Here is an 18,078-nt window from a genome sequence, read left to right on the forward strand (position 1 = left end):
GCGCCTCAGGCGCGCTCGCTCAGGCCTCAGTGCGCTTACGCAGGTTAGGCGCGGGAGGGCTCAGGCCTCAGCCGCGTTCGCGCAAACCTCAGGCGCGGGATCGCTTGAGGCGCGGCCGCGCTTGCGCCGGCCGCAGGCGCGGATCGCTTGGGGCTCAGGTGCGGATCGTGTCGCATATGGGGCGCGGCGCGGCCGCGGGACGTTGCCTGTAACGCTGTACGCCTCTCGTGCGCCCGCAGGCCTTCCCGGCCGCCCGCACGCCTCCCCTGTCGCCCCGTACGCCTCTGGCGCGTCCACGCCCTCTCCCCCGCCTCCGGAAGGCCTCACCCCGCGCCCGCGCGGCTTCTCGGGGCTCTGGGCGGCCTGCTCCGGCCTTCACGAGGCTCTCGTACGGTCTTGGGCGCCGGAGCGGGACACGTGGGCGCGAGAGGGCGTGAGGGGGGCTCACGCAGACGGGCTCAGGCGTCTTCGAGGCGGAAGCCGACCTTCATGCCGACCTGGAAGTGGGCGACCTCGCCCGCGTCGAGGTGACCCCTGATCTCCGTGACCTCGAACCAGTCGAGGTGCCGCAGCGTCTCGGAGGCCCTCTTGAGGCCGTTGCGGATGGCCTGGTCGACACTCTCCCCAGAGGTTCCGACGATCTCGGTCACCCGGTACGTGCGATCCGTCATCTCCACATCCTCCTTACTAGAAGGCCATGGTCGCATGACCCCCTGTCCCCGCCGGGGCACGGTCAGGAGCTCGGCATGGCGGGACTACCGTGGAAAGCATGAAGGGGTGGCGCAGGAAGCCGGAAGTCCACCAGGTCACGGACGCCAAGCCGTCGCTGTCGGCGGACATCCACAAGCGGGAGATCAGCTATCTGATCAAGATGGGGATCCGCACGATCTGCCTGATCCTGGCGGTCGTGGTGCCGGTCCCGTGGCCGTACCGGCTGCTGTTCATCGCCGGCGCGGTCTTTTTGCCATACATAGCCGTAATCGGGGCCAATGAGAGGGGGAACCCTGGTCCGCCGCCTACCTTTCAGAGCCCGGAGGCTAACCAAACCGAGATACCGCTGCATCGACGCGAGATCGGGTCGTGACTAACTCTTGACGCATCCCATGGGTTGTAGGTGTACGCTTTAGCCAAGCGCTCCGGTCCCCCGTCGGAGTGCTGGTGCCGGCGTTCCGGGCCCCCGTCGGAACGCCGATGATGCGACGCCGGGTGGTTTGCCCCCGTAACCACCCGGCGTCGCCCTTTTCCCGGGTCGCGTTTCGATCAACGCGCGCATCGGCCCCGGTTCGATAGGGCGGCTTTCCCGAAATCGTTTACACTCGCCCCTCCCCCGTTATTCACAGGAAATCTTCAGGTTTGGGGCGAGCTTGACTTCAAGAGTTCGTTCGAGTGTCAGTCGTCTGTCAGGGTCTCTTGGGTGGCGCGGCTCCAGTTCTTCGCCAATGTGGTCAATCGGGCGACGGCGTCTTCCGGGGCGGTGCCCGCGCCTTGAGCGAGCCCGAGCAGGTAGGCGGTAAGCGGCGCGGCGGGCCTCGCCACGCCGTGGGCGACCTCCTTGGTGAGGTCGAGGATCTGGTCGCGGTCCACCCTGGCCGGGTCGATGCCCAGCTCCTTGCAGGCCAGGACGGTCCATTCGTGCAGCACGTTCATGCGAGCCTCCTCCAGGTCGTCCATTGTGTCGCAGTCGAACCAGGGGCGCCCGGGCAAGGTGAGCCGGGCGCGTACGAGCGGGGCCAGCACGCCCCTGAGCGAACGTCCGTCGTAGGCGGCCATGCCCGCCTTCAGCCCGGCCGCCGGCCACGCGCCCGCCAGCCACTGCTCCCGTCCGCCGTCGTCGAGCAGGATGGCGCCGCCGCCCGCCTCCCGGGCCGCTTCGAGCAGCGCCGCCACGTGGCCAGGCCCCATGAACGGGAGATCTCCAGCCAGCAGGACCAGCCATCGGGACGTCACGTGGGGCAGCGCGGCGGCGAGCGCCGGGACCGGGCCGCTGCCCGGCGGGTTCTCACGGACGTACACGACGCCGGGGACGGGACGGCGCTCCGGGCCTGCCACGACGACGGTGCGGGCGCCTTCGACCGCCGCGATGACGTGCTCGATGAGGGACCTGCCGCCCACGGTGAGCGCCGGCTTGTCCGCGCCGCCCAGCCGCCTGGCCCGCCCACCGGCCAGGATCACCGCATCGAACCCCTCGCTCACAGCCCCTCCCTGCCCGGTTTCGTGCTCTGGGAAGCCGCCCCAGCATCGCACGGGATGGCCCCGTGATCGTCGGAGGCCGGCCCAGGACCGAAGAGCGCCTGACCGCCGGGCCTCGCCGCCGCGCTCGCGAAGGCCATCGGAACGTCAGTCTCCCTCGCAGCGCAAAAGCTCCCTCGCAGCGCGAAAGGCACTACGCGCGTCAGGCACCAGCGCCATGCGCTCGGAGGACGCCCCGCGCGTCGCTCACCGCCGCCTCGGATACGAAGGCGGCCTGCACCTCAGGCTCTCCCGCGACGCCCACGTCCCGGGGCGCCCGCCTTGAGTACCGGGCACCCGGAGCCGGAGGGCACCTGACACCGTCACCCGCCGTCGGCCCGATGGCGGCAGACGCCTGCGCGCCGGACGCTGTGACTGTGGTGGAGGGTGCGCCAGGCGCCGCCGCCATGGTGGAGGGCGCCCCGCACACCGCCACCGTGGCGGAAAATGCGCCAGGCGCCGCCGCCGCAGCGGAGGACGCGCCAGGCGCCGCCGCCATGGTGGAGGGCGCCCCAGACACCGCCACCGTGGCGGAGGACGCGCCAGGCGCTGCTGCTTTTGCGGCGGACGCTCCGATTTCCGGACCGTCTCGGCGCATGAGGACGGCCGAGCACCGGGAGCTGTCCCGGCGCTGGAGGCGGGACCGGAAGTGGGACGCGGGATGAGGGACGGTTCGCCGGGTGGGCGGAAACGTCCGGGGGCGGGACGGGAGTTGGGGCGGGGCGGGGGATGGCTCTTCGGGTGGATGGAGGCGTTCGTCGACGGGGGCGGGGTCGGAGGCGGCGGGCATGCCGGTCGCGGACCGTCAGCCGCCGATGGCGGACATCGGGCGGGCCGGCTGGAGGAACGACGGGTCGTCGATGCCGTGTCCGGCGCGCTTGCTGGCGACGGCGGCCACCCAGCGCTCGGCCAGCTCGTCATCGGAGGCCCCGGCCCGCATAGCGGTCTTCAGGTCGGACTCCTCGGTGGCGAACAGGCAGTTGCGCACCTGACCGTCGGCGGTGAGCCTCACCCGGTCGCAGGCGCCGCAGAACGGCCGCGTCACCGAGCCGATCACGCCGACCCTGGCCGGGCCGCCGTTCACGAGGAACCGCTCGGCGGGGGCGCTGCCGCGCTCTTCCCGGTCGTCGGGCGCGAGGTCGAAGTCGGTGGACAGCAGATGCAGGATCTCGTCGGCGGTCACCATGTCGGCGCGGCTCCAGCCGTGCTGGGCGTCGAGCGGCATCTGCTCGATGAAGCGCAGCTCGTAACCCTGGTCGAGGGCCCAGCGCAGCAGCGGCACGGCCTCATGGTCGTTGATGCCGCGCATCAGCACGGCATTGATCTTGACAGGGCGCAGCCCTGCGGCGTCGGCGGCGGCCAGGCCTGCGATGACGTCGGCATGCCGGTCGCGGTGAGCGAGCCGCTTGAACGTGTCGGGGTCGAGCGTGTCGAGCGAGACGTTGACCCGGTCGAGCCCGGCGGCGGCCAGCGGCTCGGCCAGGCGGGCAAGGCCGATGCCGTTGCTGGTCAGCGAGATCTGCGGGCGGGGCTTGAGCGCGGCCGTGCGGGCGACGATGTCGACCAGCTCACGGCGCAGGAGGGGTTCGCCGCCGGTGTAGCGGACCTCGGTGATGCCGAGGCGTTCGACGCCGATCGTGACCAGGCGGACGATCTCGTCGGCGGTGAGCAGCTCGGGCTTCGGCAGCCAGTCGAGCCCCTCAGGGGGCATGCAGTACGTGCAGCGCAGGTTGCATTTGTCGGTGAGGGACACCCTCAGATCTGTCGCCACCCGTCCGAACGAGTCTCGCAACACGGGGCGTCACCTCCTGTTCGTGTGCCAGATCGCCAGCCTACGTCGGGTTTGCGCCGGGCCGGAAATCCTCTGGTTCACGCCTCGAGAACACATTGTTCCCTAGATCGATTCCGAGCTCACGCCGGTGTAGGGGCCCTTGATCCCAGGACCCGCCGCCAAGGACCGGCCACCGCTCCCGTCCTGCGCCCCACCAGCAGCGCCCTGTCCGTGGCGGTCCGGCCGAGGCCGTATGCCCTGCTCACGATGCCCTGCTCACGGCGGTCTCGCCCGGGATGCGGCTTCACAGCGGGAGCGTGGTAAAGCCGAAGTGCGAGTAGAACAGAGGCGCGGGAAGCCCGGACGGGCCACGCGGACGCGGGGAGCGCGGGTACAGGGAGCGCGGGCGCAGGTTGAGCAGAGGCTGGGGTAGTGCCGGGGCGCGCGTAGGACGGCGGCGCAGGTGGCGGCCCGCCCGCGTTGAGCATCGCCCTCGCAGGCGGCGAACCGGACGCGGCAGGACCGTGCGGGCGGAATTCGCGGGCAAGGCATGGCAGCGCGGGTGGCAGGTCCGCACGGGGCACAGTCCCAAGAGCCGATTCGCACGGGACGCCGCCCTGCAAGCGACGCGTACGAGAGGGCAGGACCACGCAGAAGGCGGGTTCGCGCGGAGCCGGCCGCGCACGCGGCGAATGCGGGTCGAAGGGGCGGCATGACCGCGCAGGCGGCAGGTCCGCACGGGGCTCACCAGGCGGCGGGGTTCGGCGGGGTGTTCGCCGTAGACGGCCGGCCGGTGGCATGGAGCCGGACGGGTAAACGGCAAGCCGGTGTGGCATAGAGCCGGACGGGTAAACGGCCGGGCGGTGGCACAGAGCCGGACGGGTAAACAGCCGACCGGTGGCATAGAGCCGGGCGGGGTGTTGGGCAGAGGGTTGGGAACGGCGAACGCCCGGCCGCTGGGGCCGGGCGTTCGCGAAGGTGATCAGTGGTGGTGACGGTGGCGATGGCCGATGACCTTCACCCAGTCCTTGCCCTCGGACGGGGCGAGGTGCCGGCTGCCCTCGAACACCGCGCGCCACGTGCCCGACGTGCGGGCCGGCACCTTCAGGGCGAAGTTGCCGTTGCCGCGCGTACGGACGGTGTCCACGTGCTCCCAGCGGCCGCTGCCGGCGGGCTGGAAGAGGATGACGATCCGCTTCCAGGCCAGGCGGTGCCAGGTCTCCTGCTTCTTGCAGCGGTCGGAGTGGGTCACCGACACCAGGCCGCGGATGTAGTCCTCTTCGCACTTCACGGAGAGCTTGCCCCCGATGTGGAGAGGCCGGCCGCGGAACGCGGGCTCAGGGTTCACGTCGAGCTGGAGGCTGGTCTGGCCACCCGCGACATCCGGGTCGAGGCCCGGGTCCGCGAGCGCGGGCGTGGCGGCGGTGGTGGCCACCACCGTCGCGCCCATGGCGGCAGCCGCCAGGCCGGCGGCTAGACGTCGCATCTTCAAGAGAGAAATCCTTCCCCGTTTGCGAGACGGCCCACGTAGCGGGGCACGTCAACGCCAATAGACGCGCCCGGGGAAGGAAAAGTTGCCGTCAGACCGATCACAAAAGGGCAACGACGCCATTGTTCGCGGCAATTAGCAGAATGGCCTATTGCGGGATTTGTTGCACTTTTGAATTGTCTGGTGCGTAATGTCCAGTTCCGGCGAAGCGGACGCGCCAGTAACCGCCCGTACGTCCCTGCACGGTCTGGACGAACGCGCCGGACGCGTCGGTGGTGGCCTGCCCCACCTTCTCCCAGGCCGAACTGGTGTCGGGACGCCAGAGGATGTCCAGGCGCTGCTTGGCGAACGGGCCGAAGTCGGTCAGGCCGCGTGGATCGACGCGGGTGAGCGAGCCGCGCAGGCGTACGCCGTCGCCCTTGGCCGCCTTCTCCACGCGCACGGAGGACAGCCTGCTCTCCCTCCTGAGCTGGAACGATGCGTACTGGGTGACGGTCTTGCCGTCCCTGCCCTTGGCGGTGGCGGTGATCGTCCAGGTGCCTGCCGGGTAGTAGCGGTTCAGGCGCTTGTCCGGCAGGAAGCGCCAGGTCTCCCAGCCGTCAGCCATCCTGGCGGGCGGCACGGGGATGCGGCGCCACACCAGCCGGGGCAGGATGGCTTCCGCGTTCCGGGGCGGCACGCCCACCTTCGGCGCGGTGACAGCACCGTCCTGTATTGATTGCGCGTTCTGTCCCGGCTGCTGGGGAACGCCCCACTGGGTGTTCTGGGTCTGCTGCTCGCCGGCGCGGGCCTGGGTGAGGATGTGGTGCGGGCGGGCGGGTTCCCGGCCGGGCGCGAGGACGGTGACGGGAGCGCCGGCCTGAGCCGACTCACCGGCCGTGCCCTGAGCCGCCGGTTCCTGAACCGTCCCCTCCTGAGTCGCCCCCTGCTGGGACGTCCCCTCCTGAGTCGCCCCTTCCTGAGTCGCCTCATCAGCCGTCCCCTGCGGTGCGGGCTCCGCGTTCTCCTGGGGTTCGTCCTTGACGGGCGTCTGGGCGGGTGGCGTGTTCGGCTTCCGGGCGTCGTCGGGTGTCGCGGGGTCCTGGGCGGTGTCGGGCGCACCGGGGTTCTGGTCCTGCTCAGGCGTGCCCGGGGTGCCGTTCTGTCCTGGTGGGGGGTTCTGGGGTCCGGTGACGGGTGGGGTGGCGGGACGGGGTTGCGGGGCGTCGGCGGGCGGGGCGCCGGGTTCGACTTTGACGGTGACGCCGTCCTTGCCCTTCACCCCTCTGGCGATCACGTCGATCACCAGACGGACGGAACCGTGCGCGCCGACCACCGGCTGCGCGGGTCGTACGGTGATGGAACGGATGGCGGGCTCGGTCGCGGCGGAGGCGGGCGGTGCGGGCACCGTGAGCGCTCCCGCCGCGAGCGAGGCGAGAAGAAGGCTTCTGCTCATGATCAAGACGGTAGGAACCGGCCGGTAATGGGCACGGCCACAACACACGCCCCGAATGGCAAAGCCGGGATCAGCCTGAATAGAGCCCTTCGATGACGTCGGCGTACTTCGAGTGGATGATCCGCCTCTTCAGCTTGAGGCTCGGGGTGAGCTCCTCGGTCTCGGCGGTCCACTCCACGCCGAGTAAGGCCCACTTCTTGACCTGCTGCACGCGGGCGAGCTTGGCGTTGGCCGCGCGTACCGCCTCCTCGACCTCCTTGAGCACCTCGGGGTGCTGGGCCAGCTCGGCGAGCGAGCCGAAGGAGATGCCGCGCGCCTGCGCCCAGCCGGGCGCGGTCTCGGCGTCGAGGGTGAGGACGGCGACGGGGTGGGGGCGCCGGTCGCCGTAGGCGAGCGCCTGGCCGATGAGGATGTGCTGCTTGAGGTGGTTCTCGATCTCGGCGGGTGAGATGTTCTCGCCGCCCGCGGTGATGATCAGCTCCTTCTTGCGGTCGACGACGCGGAAGAAGCCGTCCTCGTCCACGGTGCCGATGTCGCCGGTGTGCAGCCAGCCGTCGGCGTCGATCAGCTCGGCGGTGGCCTCGGGCCTGTTGAGGTAGCCGGCGGTGTTGAGCGGGCTGCGGGTGAGGATCTCGCCGTCCTCGGCGATGCGCATCTCGACGCCGGGCTCGGCCCTGCCGACGCTGCCCAGGCGGTAGCAGGTGGGGCTGTTGCCGGTGCAGGCGCCGGTGGTCTCGGTCATGCCGTACACGTCGATGACCTTGATCCCGAGTCCGGCGAAGAAGTGGCGCACCTCGTCGGAGAGCGGGGCGGCGCCGGTGGCGGTCCACTCGGCGCGATCGAAGCCTATCAAGCCGCGGATGGTGGAGAGCACGGCCGCGTCGGCCTTCTCGTACGCGGCCTCGATCTCGGGCGTGACGGTGCGGCCGTACTGGCCGGCCTCGACGTACGCGGCCCCGGCGGCCATCGCGGCGCGTACGGCGGCCTGCTGCTCCTCCGGCTGGGTGGCGAGCACGGCCTGCAGGCGGGCCATCATCTTCTCCCACACGCGCGGCACGCCGAAGAACGACATCGGCCTGACCTTGCCCAGCGTGGCGCCGAGGCCGGCGAGGTCGGTGCAGAAGTGCACGTGGGAGGCCTTCACCAGCGGCAGGTAGAGGCTCAGGATGCGCTCGGCGATGTGGGCGTAGGTGAGGTAGGAGACCTGGGTGCCCTTCTCGGGCAGCCTGGTCAGCCGGTCGGTGGCGGCGACCTCGTAGAAGATGTTGGTGTGGGTGAGCGGCACGCCCTTGGGCGTGCCGGTGGTGCCGGATGTGTACAGGACGGTGGCCACGTCGTCGGAGGTGACCGCGCGGTGGCGGGCCTCGACGGCGGCCGGGTCGGCGGCCAGGCGCTCGCGGCCCAGCTCCAGGAACGCCCGCCAGGTCATGAAGCGGTCGCCGGCGGGAGCGCCGTCCAGCATGATGATCTTGCGCAGGCCGTCGAGGCGGTCCAGGACGGGCGCCCAGCGGACCAGCTCGGCGGGGCCGCCGAGCACCGCGATGCGGGCGCCGACGTCGCCGGCCACGAAGGCGATCTGGTCGGGCGCGAACGTCGAGTAGATCGTGCAGCCCACCCCTCCTGCGTGCACGGCGCCGAGGTCGGCGAGCACGTGCTCGCTGCGGTTGACCATCATGATCGCCACCGGCTCCCCCGGCCGGAGCCCGAGCGCGGTGTAGCCGGCGGCGATCTCCAGGACCCGCGTGCGGGCTTCGCGGTAGGTGAGCGTGGTCCATCCGTCGCCGTCCGGATCGGAGTACGCGGGTGCGTCGCCATGCTGCTCCGCCGCGTTCGCGAGCCGCTCGCAGACGGTACGGCCGGCGATCTCCCGCAGGATCTCCGCCCGGACTTCGAGGACATCGGCCATGGCACCCGCCTCCTGTCAGTAATCACTTATGTGAGTGGCATGCATCGCACCACAGCACGCCGGAGGCGACAAGAGCTTGCGGAGAAAGATCCATGTTGTTCACGTACAGTGATCGAGACAATGCGTGGAGTGTGCTGGGGGCGCGCATGAGCGAACACGGCGGCAGGACGTTCTTCGGGCATCCGTGGGGGCTGGCCACCCTGTTCACCACCGAGATGTGGGAGCGGTTCTCGTGGTACGGCCTGCGGGCCATCCTGGCCACGTTCATGGCCGCCTCGCCCGCACACCAGGGGCTCGGCCTGTCTCAGGAGACGGCGCAGGCGGTGGTCGGCGTCTACGGGGCGCTGATCTACCTGGTGGCGCTGCCGGGCGGGTGGATCGCCGACCGCATCCTGGGTGCGCGCAGGTCGGTGCTGTGGGGCGGGTTCATCATCATGCTGGGGCACATCAGCATGGCGATCCCGGTGACGACGCCGTTCTTCGTCTGGCTCGGGCTGCTGCTGATCATCTCCGGCACGGGCCTGCTGAAGCCGAACATCTCGGTCATGGTGGGCCGGCGCTATCCCGAGGGCGACGACGGGCGCAGGGACGCCGGGTTCTCGCTGTTCTACCTCGGCATCAACCTGGGGGCGTTCTTCGCGCCGATCGTGGTGGGCTGGCTGGCCGCGGACGACCGCTGGCATCTCGGGTTCGGCGCGGCGGCGGTCGGCATGGCGCTCGGCCTGGTGCAGTACGTGTGGGGGCGGCACAGCCTGCGCGGCGTCGGCGAGCGTCCCGGCCTGCGCCTGACCCGCCGCGAGCGGCACCACTTCCTGCGGCTGGCGCTGCTCGGCGTGGCGATCGTGGCGATCGCGCTGGGAGTGTGGGCGGCGACGGGCACGCTGACGATCGACGGGCTCACCGTGGCGATCACCGTGATCATCCTCATCGTGCCGATCGCCTACTTCGGCTACATCCTGCTGGGCAGCCACGACCTGACCGAGGACGAGCGGATCAGGATGAAGGCCTACATCTGGCTGTTCGTGGCGGCGGCGGTGTTCTGGATGATCTACGACCTGGCGCCGAGCAAGCTGCTGTTCTTCGCCGCCGACCATACGGACCTGTCGCTGTTCGGGCTGCCGATCCAGGCGGCCACCACGCAGTCGTTCAACCCGCTGTTCATCATGATCTTCGTGCCGGTGTTCGCGGCGCTGTGGGTGCGGCTCGGCACGCGGGTGAGCACGCCGCAGAAGTTCGCCTTCGCGCTGGTCATGGTGGGGCTGAGCTTCGTGGTCATGGCGCTGGCGGCCTCGCTGGCCGGCAGCGGCCGGGTGTCGGTGTGGTGGCTGGTGCTGGTCTACCTGATCCAGGTGTTCGGCGAGCTGTCGCTGAGCCCGGTCGGACTGTCGGTGACGACGAAACTGGCGCCCGAGGCGTTCAAGGGGCAGATGCTGGGCCTGTGGTTCATCGCCACGTCGGTGGGCGACGCGGTCGGCGGGCAGACCGGGCGGCTGAGCCGGGTGCTGTCGGATCCGGCGTACTACCTGGTGCTGGCGGCGTTGGCGATCGTGGCGGGTGCGGCGCTGTTCATGTTCACCCGCAAGCTGCGGATCATGATGGCCGAACACCACGAACCTGCCATGCGGTAGACATTCCCAACGTGTCCGAACTTCTTGACCTGGCCGGAATCTTCGTCTTCGCGCTGTCGGGCGCGCTCATGGGCGTGCGCAAGCGCCTCGACGTGGTCGGCATGGCGGTGCTCGCCGAGATCACCGCGCTCGGCGGCGGTCTCGTCCGCGACCTCATCCTCAACGTGCGGCCCGCGGCCTTCCAGAGCCTCGGCTACGTGCTGGTGCCGCTGGCCGCCACCGTGATCGTGTTCTTCTGGCATCCCCACGTCGCCAGGGTGATGCCGGCGATCCTGGTACTGGACGCGGCCGGGCTCGGGCTGTTCTGCGCGGTCGGCACGGCCAAGGCCATGGAGTACGGCCTCAGCCCCCTGCACGCCTCGCTGCTGGGCGTCACCTCGGCGGTCGGCGGCGGCATGCTGCGCGACGTGCTGGCCGGGGAGATCCCGACCCTGCTGTACGACCGGCAGCTCTACGCGGTGCCCGCCCTGGTGGGGTCGGCGGCGATGGCGGGGCTGTCGGCGTACGGGCTGCACGGCTGGCCGGCCACGTTGGCGGCGGCGGTGCTGGCCTTCGGGCTGCGCATCGCCGCGATGCGGCGCAACTGGCGGGCGCCGCTGGCCAGGGGCGTCGGCGACTGATCGGGCCCATCGGACGCCCGTCGGACCACGCCTCAGACCATCCCGATGAGCGACTCGCGGGGCCTCGGCACGGCCGACGGGCCCTGGTCGAGTGCGGCGCGCAGCCGGACGACCGCGTCGGCGAGCACCTGGGGCGGCTGGGTGAACGGCAGCCGCAGGTAGTTCTCCAGCGTGCCGTCCAGGCCGAACCACGGGCCGGGGGCCAGGCGCAGCCCCTGGCAGGCGGCCGCCTCGGCGAGCACGGCCGAGCTGGTGCCCTGCCCCAGGCGTACCCAGAGGGTGCCGCCGCCCTTGGGCGGCACGTACGTCCACTCGGGCAGATGCTCGCGCAGCCCCGCGAGCAGCGCCGCGCGTGAGGCGCGCAGCCCGCGGCGGCGCTCGGCGCGCGTCTCCTCCAGCCGGTCGAACAGCCGCGCCACGACGAGCTGCTCCAGCACGGGGCTGGCCAGGTCGGCCGAGGCGCGGAACGTGGCCAGCCGGCGGATCAGCGCCGCCCCCGCGCGGATCCAGCCGATGCGCAGCCCGCCCCACCACAGCTTGGACGCCGACCCGACGCTGATCACCCGGCCGTCGGTGTCGAAGGCGGCCATCGGCGAGGTCCGCGGCACCTCGTCCAGCGCCAGCTCGGCCCAGGTCTCGTCCACCAGCAGCGTGGTCCCCGCGCGGCGGGCGGCGCCGGCGAGCGCGGCGCGCACGGAGTCCTCCATGAGCGCGCCCGTCGGGTTCTGGAAGTCGGGCATCAGGTACGCCAGCCGCACCGACGACTGGCACATCGCCCCCGCCACCAGGTCCTGCTGCCAGCCCTCGGAGGAGACGCCGACAGGGACGATGCGGGCGCCGCGCCTGCGGGCGGCGCCGATGGCGTGCGGGTAGGTGGGCGACTCGATCAGCACCGGGTCGCCGGGGCCGGTGAGCAGGCCGAAGACGAGCTGGAGCGCGTGCTGGGAGCCGGTGGTGACGAGGATCTGCTCGGGCCTGGTGGCCGCTCCCCTGGCGGTGTAGCGGGCGGCGATGCGCTCCCTGAGCGCGGGCAGGCCCATGGGGTCGTAGCCGTTGCCCATGCCGTAGCGGGGCAGGTCGGCCACCGCCTCCGCCATGACCTCGGCGAGCCCGCAGGGCGCGGGCGGCGCGGCGGCGTGGAGCTGGACGAGACCGTCGCCGTCGGTGCCGAGCCACGGGTTGTCGGCGGTGGCGGCCGGGTCGGGCAGGGCGGTCCAGCTTCCCGAGCCCTGCCGGCTCTCCAGGTAGCCGCGCTCGCGCAGCAGGTCGTAGGCGGCGGTGACGGTGGTGCGGCTGACCTTGAGCGTCTGGGCGAGGTGGCGCTCGGCGGGCATGCGGACGCGTACGGGGATCTGCCCGTCCAGGATGAGCGCGCGCACCGCGTCGGCGAGCGCGCGATAGTAGGGCCGGGCGCCGGGGTCGAGGCCGACGAGCCGGGCCACCTGCGTGGCTGACAAGTGCCGCATGAGGCCACTTTTCGCTATTGGCCCTGTTCTTGGCAAGTCATGGCCTGCCACTGTGAAGCCATCATGAGTGAAACCACCGTCGCGCGGCCGCACTCCTTCCCGGTGCGCCTCCTCCGCCTCTTCGGCGGGCTCGCCCTGTACGGCTTCGGCCTCGCCTTCCAGGTCGAGTCGGGCCTCGGCAACGGTCCATGGGACGTCTTCCACCAGGGCGTCGCCCTGCGGCTCGGCCTGACCATCGGCACCGTCATCACCCTGACGGGCGCCCTGGTCATGCTGCTGTGGATCCCGCTGAAACAGAAACCGGGGCTGGGGACGATCAGCAACGTGCTGCTCGTGGGCGTGTTCGCCGACCTCGGCCTGTACCTGCTGCCCACCCCCGGCGACCTCGCCGTCCAGGCGGCCTACGTGGGCCTCGCGGTCGTGACGGTCGCCCTCGCCACCCTGTTCTACATCGGGGCCGGCATGGGCGCGGGGCCGCGCGACGGCATCATGACCGGGCTGGTGCGCCTCGGCATGTCCGTACGCCTGTCCCGCTTCCTCATCGAGGCCACCATGCTGGCCGCGGGCTGGCTGCTCGGCGGGCAGGTCGGCGTCGGCACCGTCGTGTTCGCGCTGGCCATCGGACCGCTGACGCAGCTGTTCACCCGCTGGTTCCCCCTGACGTGATCCCGGGCCGTCCGGGCCGGACATGACGCGACATGATCGGCCCGGGCCCGGGATCACCCCGCGCCGAGTACCGTCTAGGCATGCGGATCGAGGATTACGCCCTGATCGGAGACATGCAGTCAGCCGCGCTCGTGGCGCGGGACGGCTCGATCGACTGGCTCTGCCTGCCCAGGTTCGACTCACCCGCGTGCTTTGCGGCGCTGCTCGGCAACGAGCGCAACGGGCACTGGTGGCTCGGGCCGACGGGCCGCAAGCCGGCCACCCGGCGCCGCTACCGTCCCGACACGCTCATCCTGGAGAGCGAGTGGGACACTCCGACGGGCACCGTCCGCGTGATCGACTTCATGCCGCCCCGCGACCGCAACCCCGACGTCGTCCGCATCGTCGAAGGCGTCTCCGGCACCGTCGAGATGTCCACCCAGCTGCGCGTGCGCTTCGACTACGGCCGCATCGTGCCCTGGGTGCGCCGCCACAACGGCCACCTGCAGGCCATCGGCGGCCCCGACTCGGTGTGGCTGCACTCCCCCGTGCCGCTCAAGGGCGGCGACTACGCGCACCGGGCCACGTTCAAGGTCAGCGAGGGCGAGCGGCTGCCGTTCGTGTTCACCTGGCACCCGTCGCACGAGCCGATGCCGCCGCAGATCGAGTGCGAGAACCAGCTCGACGAGACCGAGTCGTTCTGGGCCGAGTGGGTGGCCAAGTGCACCTACTCGGGGCCGTACCGCGACGCCGTGGTGCGGTCGCTGATCACGCTGAAGGGGCTCACGTACGCGCCGACCGGCGGCATCGTCGCCGCCGCCACCACGTCGCTGCCCGAGGACCTCGGCGGGGTGCGCAACTGGGACTACCGCTTCTGCTGGCTGCGCGATGCGACCCTCACGCTGGACGCGCTCATCAGCTCCGGCTACCTGGAGGAGGCCGCCGACTGGCGCGGCTGGCTGCTGCGCGCCATCGCCGGCCGCCCCCAGGACCTGCAGATCATGTACGGCGTCGCGGGCGAACGCCGCCTGCCCGAGCTGATGCTCGACTGGCTCGACGGCTACGAGGGTTCCCGCCCGGTCCGCATCGGCAACGAGGCCGTCAAGCAGCTCCAGCTCGACGTGTACGGCGAGGTGATGAACTGCCTGTTCACCTCCCGCAGCCGCGGCCTGTGGCCGGACGACCGCGCCTGGACGATTCAGCGCCAGCTCCTCGACTACGTGGAGGACCACTGGGACGAGCCCGACGAGGGCCTGTGGGAGGTGCGCGGGCCGCGCCGCCACTTCGTGCACTCCAAGGTGATGTGCTGGGTGGCGCTCGACCGGGCCGTCAAGTACGTCGAGCAGTTCGGCCGCGTCGGGCCGGTCGACAAGTGGCGCAGGCTGCGCGACGCCATCCACGCCGAGGTCTGCGACAAGGGCTTCGACGCCCGGCGCAACACCTTCACCCAGTCGTACGGCTCGTCCGAGCTGGACGCCGCGCTGCTGATGATCCCCCTCGTGGGCTTCCTGCCCATCGACGACCCGCGCGTGACCGGCACGGTCGCGGCCATCGAGAAGGAGCTGATGTCCGACGGGTTCGTGCTGCGCTATCCGCTGGCCGCCGACAACGACGTGGACGGCCTGCCCGGCGGCGAGGGCGCGTTCCTTGCGTGCAGCTTCTGGCTGGTCGAGGTGATGGCCATGCAGGGGCGCAAGGAGGAGGCCAAGGAGCTGTTCGAACGGCTGCTGGCCCTCCGTAACGACGTGGGGCTGCTGGCCGAGGAGTACGACCCCCGCTACGGGCGGCTCGTCGGGAACTTCCCGCAGGCGTTCAGCCACGTGCCCTTGGTGCACGCGGCCCGCGCGCTGTCCTGAGCTTCAGGGCCCGGTGAGGCGGCGCTCGCCTTCCGTCGTGAGCACGAAGACCTGCCAGGCGTAATAGGCGTAGTAGGCGCGCGGGTCGCGCTTGATCTGGCGGGCGTGCAGCAGGATCGCGTCCACGTACGCCTGCGAGGGGTTGTAGGCGTGCAGGGCCCGCCGGTAGTCGCGCGGCGCGCCGGTGGCCTTGAGGTAGTTGGCGGCCCCCATGACGGCGTCGTGCGGGTCCTGCACGTCGCCGCCCAGCCCGTACGCCTTCCAGGTGGCCGGCATGAACTGCATCGGCCCCTGCGCGCCCGCGTGGCTGTCCGACCTGACCCGCCCGAACTTCGTCTCGGCGAACATCACCGCCGCCAGCACCTCCCACTCGACCCCGAAGCGGCGCTCGGCCTTCTTGAAGTAGCCGAGCAGCTCGCCGGCCGGGCGGGGGTCGCGGACCTTGAACACCTTGGACGGCTCGATCGGCCGGGTCAGCGCGAACAGCTCGCGCAGCGCCTCGGTGTTGTCCTCGGCCTGCGACCTGAGCTTGGCGGGCAGGCGGGCGAACGCCTTGGAGGCCAGGCCGGGGTGGCGGGCGGCGTAGCGGTAGAGGCGCTGCTGGTAGAGGGCGAGCAGCTCGACGTCCTCCGGCAGCTCCTCAGGGTCGGGCTCGCCGCCCTTCGTCCAGGCGTCGATCGCCTTGTTGAGCCTGGTGGTGGTGTCGCGGAGGGCGGCGGCCAGTTTGTCAGCATTTTTGGGGATTTTTGTGCCGGGTTCCGGCAGCCGTTCGACGTCCGGGGTCTGCGCGGGGGCCCGCTTTGGAACGGTCGGCGTGGCCGGTGGGGCGCTGCCCGCGTCCGCGCTCTGCGCCGGGGTGCCGCAGGCCGCCGTGAACAGGATCGCGGCGGCGGTGGCGAGCGCGGGCGCCCGGCGGAACTGCGTGTGGCGTGCCTCCATGGAGAGGCAACCTACCCGGTACGGCCCCGGCGGCGGCTGAGGCCACGCCCGTGTCACCCGTACGGGGCCGGGAGCCGCTGACGCACCGATCAAGCGCCGACCCGGTCAGGGCCGTATGCAGCGACCCGGCGAGGCGGCGCCCCCCCTGTCCGGCCGTCACCGAACCCCGTTACAGAAGTGGGAGCGCTCCCAACAAAGGGGACCCACATGTGAGCGCTCCCGCACTCCTCTCCGTGATGTTGCCAAAACGTTGTTTAGCGAAATTCCAGGTAGGAGCGTTCTTTTCAGCCGTTCTCCGGAGGCGGGCCCGTGGAGTCGCCGGTTTCGTTGACCGCGGCGCTTTCGCGTCCCTACCCTGGAAGTTGTTGGGAGCGTTCCCACGACTTCTGTTCGCGGGTGTTCGTAGCGGGCGTTCGGTCCGGTCTCCGCGTCGAGACCACCATGCCTGTCCGTACGAAGGATGGCGCGATGCGCGAAATGCCGCAGGTGGAGATTCCGATCCGGCACAGGGACGACGGCGAGCCCGACGGTCCCGCCCGGCCACTGCCCGGCAGGTCCGGGATGGTGCTGCTGTTCGAGGAGTGGGCGGCCAAGGCCCCGGACCGGGCGGCCGTGGTGGACCGCGAGGGCACCGTCTCGTATGGCGAGCTCAACGCCGCCGCCGACCTGCTCGCCCGCCGCCTCATCGAGGCCGGCGCGGGGAGCCGCCACGCGCGGGACCGCGGAGCGGCGACCCACGCGACGGTGAACGGTCGGGCGGCGGACCGGACCGCCCGCGCCATCGGTTCGCCTGCGGCGGGTGGCGCGGATCGCGCCACCGGTGGTGCCGGCGGCGCGTCGGTGGCCGGACGCACCGACGGCACCACCCCCGGCCAGAGGGCGAACGGCACGGGCAGCCCTGCAGGCGCGCCGGCACCCGGCGATGCGACCGCTGGGTGGCCGGCCGGTGACGCCGGCTACCACGCCGGCGCCACGGTGACGGGTGGCACCGCCGCTGACGAGGTGACCTACGGCACCGGCGGTTCGGTGACCGGCAGCGCGACCGGTCATCGCGCTGAGCCGGTGACCAGCGGCGCGACCGGTCACCGTGCTGAGCCGGTGAGCGGCAGCGCGACCGATCATCGCGCCGCGCCGGTGACCGACGGCACGACCGGTCACCGCGCCGCGCCGGTGACCGACGGCACGACCGGTCAGAACGGCGAGGCGGTTGCGGACGGCGCGGCCGGCACCACGTTCGCACCGAAGTCCAGCGAGATGAGCACCGGCGGCCACGGGGGCGCGGCCGGTGAGGTGGTGGCGATCCTCGCGGGACGTACGGCCGGGACCATGGCCGGGATGCTCGCCGCGATGAAGGCCGGCGCCGCCTACCTCCCGCTGGATCCGGAATATCCGGCCTCCAGACTCGAGCTGGTCCTGCGCGACTCGGGGGCCAGAACCGTACTCGTGCCCGACGGGCTGAGGGAGCGCCTGCCCGCTTTCGATGGCACGGTGCTGGAGCTACCGGTCTTCGGAAAGAGCCAGACACCCGACATGGCCAGAACCGCGGCCGGGTGACCGGGACACCGTCCGGCCACGTCTTGGTCCACTCCTGGCGCAGCCGAGACAGGTCGGTAACCGCCCCTTCCAGACACCGGTCGTGGGCAAGCGCCGCATCGGTGCTGCCGGGGACGCGACCTCCCGCCCGGCATGCCCTCGCGCCCGGCCGCACGGCCCTCCTCGGCGCGCGATCTCCTTCGACGCGCGGCCTCGCCTCCCCTGCCCGACGCACGCCCGCGCCCGCAACAGCGCTCCCGGGTCGCGACCCCGGCCGGCAGCCCGACGGTGAGCGGCGACCGGGCATCGGCCGCGACCCGCCGCCGGCTCGCCATCAAGGCGGCTCCCCTGCTCGATGCGCGGCGACCGTTCGGTGCCCGGGCGCTCCCGTCCAGTGCCTGACCTCCCGCGCAGCGGGGAGCCCGCTTGAGAGGCGAGAGCCGGATCAGGTGGTCAGGCGGTGGGGTGCCGGTCGCCGTGAGGCGTGGCATCGGCCCCTTGGCCTCCGGTGCATCGGTCGCGATGGCGGCTGAGGACGTCTTCTCCCCCTGCGGTCATGAG

14 protein-coding genes are annotated in these 18,078 nt (G+C 71.6%); 6 read left to right on the forward strand and 8 right to left on the reverse strand.

Annotation, left to right across the window (positions count from 1 at the left end; all coding sequences use genetic code 11):
• Window positions 1-458: 458 nt before the first annotated feature.
• A complete protein-coding gene (locus ACFMQL_RS41075; RefSeq protein ID WP_364065515.1) occupies window positions 459-671 on the reverse strand; it encodes a dodecin in 213 nt (70 codons plus the stop codon).
• A gap of 98 nt (window positions 672-769) precedes the next feature.
• On the opposite strand from ACFMQL_RS41075, the gene ACFMQL_RS41080 reads away from it, so the two are divergent.
• The gene (locus tag ACFMQL_RS41080) at window positions 770-1,084 is read left to right on the forward strand and encodes a DUF3099 domain-containing protein (RefSeq protein ID WP_355429547.1); all 315 of its coding nucleotides are present in this window, start codon (window positions 770-772) and stop codon (window positions 1,082-1,084) included.
• Between the two features lie 305 nt (window positions 1,085-1,389).
• Here the strand turns inward: ACFMQL_RS41080 and ACFMQL_RS41085 are convergent, their stop codons facing one another.
• The 5 genes from ACFMQL_RS41085 to ACFMQL_RS41105 all read right to left on the reverse strand — a co-directional run bounded on the left by ACFMQL_RS41085 (window position 1,390) and on the right by ACFMQL_RS41105 (window position 8,830).
• Entirely contained in the window at window positions 1,390-2,193 is an 804-nt protein-coding gene (locus tag ACFMQL_RS41085; protein WP_364065518.1) for an NTP transferase domain-containing protein, read from the reverse strand.
• An 841-nt stretch (window positions 2,194-3,034) separates the two neighbouring features.
• The gene (moaA, locus tag ACFMQL_RS41090; RefSeq protein WP_364065521.1) at window positions 3,035-4,024 is read right to left on the reverse strand and encodes a GTP 3',8-cyclase MoaA; all 990 of its coding nucleotides are present in this window, start codon (window positions 4,022-4,024) and stop codon (window positions 3,035-3,037) included.
• 958 nt (window positions 4,025-4,982) lie between these two features.
• Window positions 4,983-5,486, reverse strand: a complete 504-nt coding sequence (locus tag ACFMQL_RS41095) for a hypothetical protein (RefSeq protein ID WP_364065523.1) — start codon at window positions 5,484-5,486, stop codon at window positions 4,983-4,985.
• 151 nt (window positions 5,487-5,637) lie between these two features.
• The gene (locus ACFMQL_RS41100; RefSeq protein ID WP_378790083.1) at window positions 5,638-6,924 is read right to left on the reverse strand and encodes a hypothetical protein; all 1,287 of its coding nucleotides are present in this window, start codon (window positions 6,922-6,924) and stop codon (window positions 5,638-5,640) included.
• Window positions 6,925-6,994: 70 nt separating this feature from the next.
• Window positions 6,995-8,830, reverse strand: a complete 1,836-nt coding sequence (locus ACFMQL_RS41105; RefSeq protein WP_378790084.1) for an AMP-dependent synthetase/ligase — start codon at window positions 8,828-8,830, stop codon at window positions 6,995-6,997.
• A 146-nt stretch (window positions 8,831-8,976) separates the two neighbouring features.
• Between ACFMQL_RS41105 and ACFMQL_RS41110 the strand changes: the two genes are divergently transcribed.
• Together ACFMQL_RS41110 and ACFMQL_RS41115 are read left to right on the forward strand one after the other, a co-directional pair.
• Window positions 8,977-10,458: a peptide MFS transporter gene (locus tag ACFMQL_RS41110; protein WP_378790085.1), complete on the forward strand. Its 1,482-nt coding sequence runs from the start codon at window positions 8,977-8,979 to the stop codon at window positions 10,456-10,458.
• Window positions 10,459-10,469: 11 nt separating this feature from the next.
• Complete coding sequence (locus tag ACFMQL_RS41115) at window positions 10,470-11,078, forward strand: trimeric intracellular cation channel family protein (protein WP_364065535.1); 609 nt, start codon at window positions 10,470-10,472, stop codon at window positions 11,076-11,078.
• A gap of 32 nt (window positions 11,079-11,110) precedes the next feature.
• On the opposite strand, the gene ACFMQL_RS41120 is transcribed toward ACFMQL_RS41115, so the two are convergent.
• Window positions 11,111-12,544: a PLP-dependent aminotransferase family protein gene (locus tag ACFMQL_RS41120; protein WP_364065538.1), complete on the reverse strand. Its 1,434-nt coding sequence runs from the start codon at window positions 12,542-12,544 to the stop codon at window positions 11,111-11,113.
• 63 nt (window positions 12,545-12,607) lie between these two features.
• Here ACFMQL_RS41120 and ACFMQL_RS41125 point away from each other — a divergent pair, with 63 nt between their 5' ends.
• Window positions 12,608-13,210, forward strand: coding sequence for a YitT family protein (locus ACFMQL_RS41125; protein ID WP_378790086.1), 603 nt, complete (start codon window positions 12,608-12,610; stop codon window positions 13,208-13,210).
• A gap of 80 nt (window positions 13,211-13,290) precedes the next feature.
• Complete coding sequence (locus tag ACFMQL_RS41130) at window positions 13,291-15,045, forward strand: glycoside hydrolase family 15 protein (RefSeq protein ID WP_364065544.1); 1,755 nt, start codon at window positions 13,291-13,293, stop codon at window positions 15,043-15,045.
• A 3-nt stretch (window positions 15,046-15,048) separates the two neighbouring features.
• Here the strand turns inward: ACFMQL_RS41130 and ACFMQL_RS41135 are convergent, their stop codons facing one another.
• Complete coding sequence (locus ACFMQL_RS41135; protein ID WP_364065547.1) at window positions 15,049-15,984, reverse strand: transglycosylase SLT domain-containing protein; 936 nt, start codon at window positions 15,982-15,984, stop codon at window positions 15,049-15,051.
• Window positions 15,985-16,293: 309 nt separating this feature from the next.
• Between ACFMQL_RS41135 and ACFMQL_RS41140 the strand changes: the two genes are divergently transcribed.
• On the forward strand, window positions 16,294-17,538 hold the full coding sequence (locus ACFMQL_RS41140) for an AMP-binding protein (RefSeq protein WP_364065550.1): 1,245 nt from the start codon (window positions 16,294-16,296) through the stop codon (window positions 17,536-17,538).
• Window positions 17,539-18,078: the final 540 nt, after the last annotated feature.

It is taken from the genome of Nonomuraea fastidiosa (assembly GCF_042751225.1).
In the GTDB taxonomy this organism is placed as follows: domain Bacteria; phylum Actinomycetota; class Actinomycetes; order Streptosporangiales; family Streptosporangiaceae; genus Nonomuraea; species Nonomuraea fastidiosa.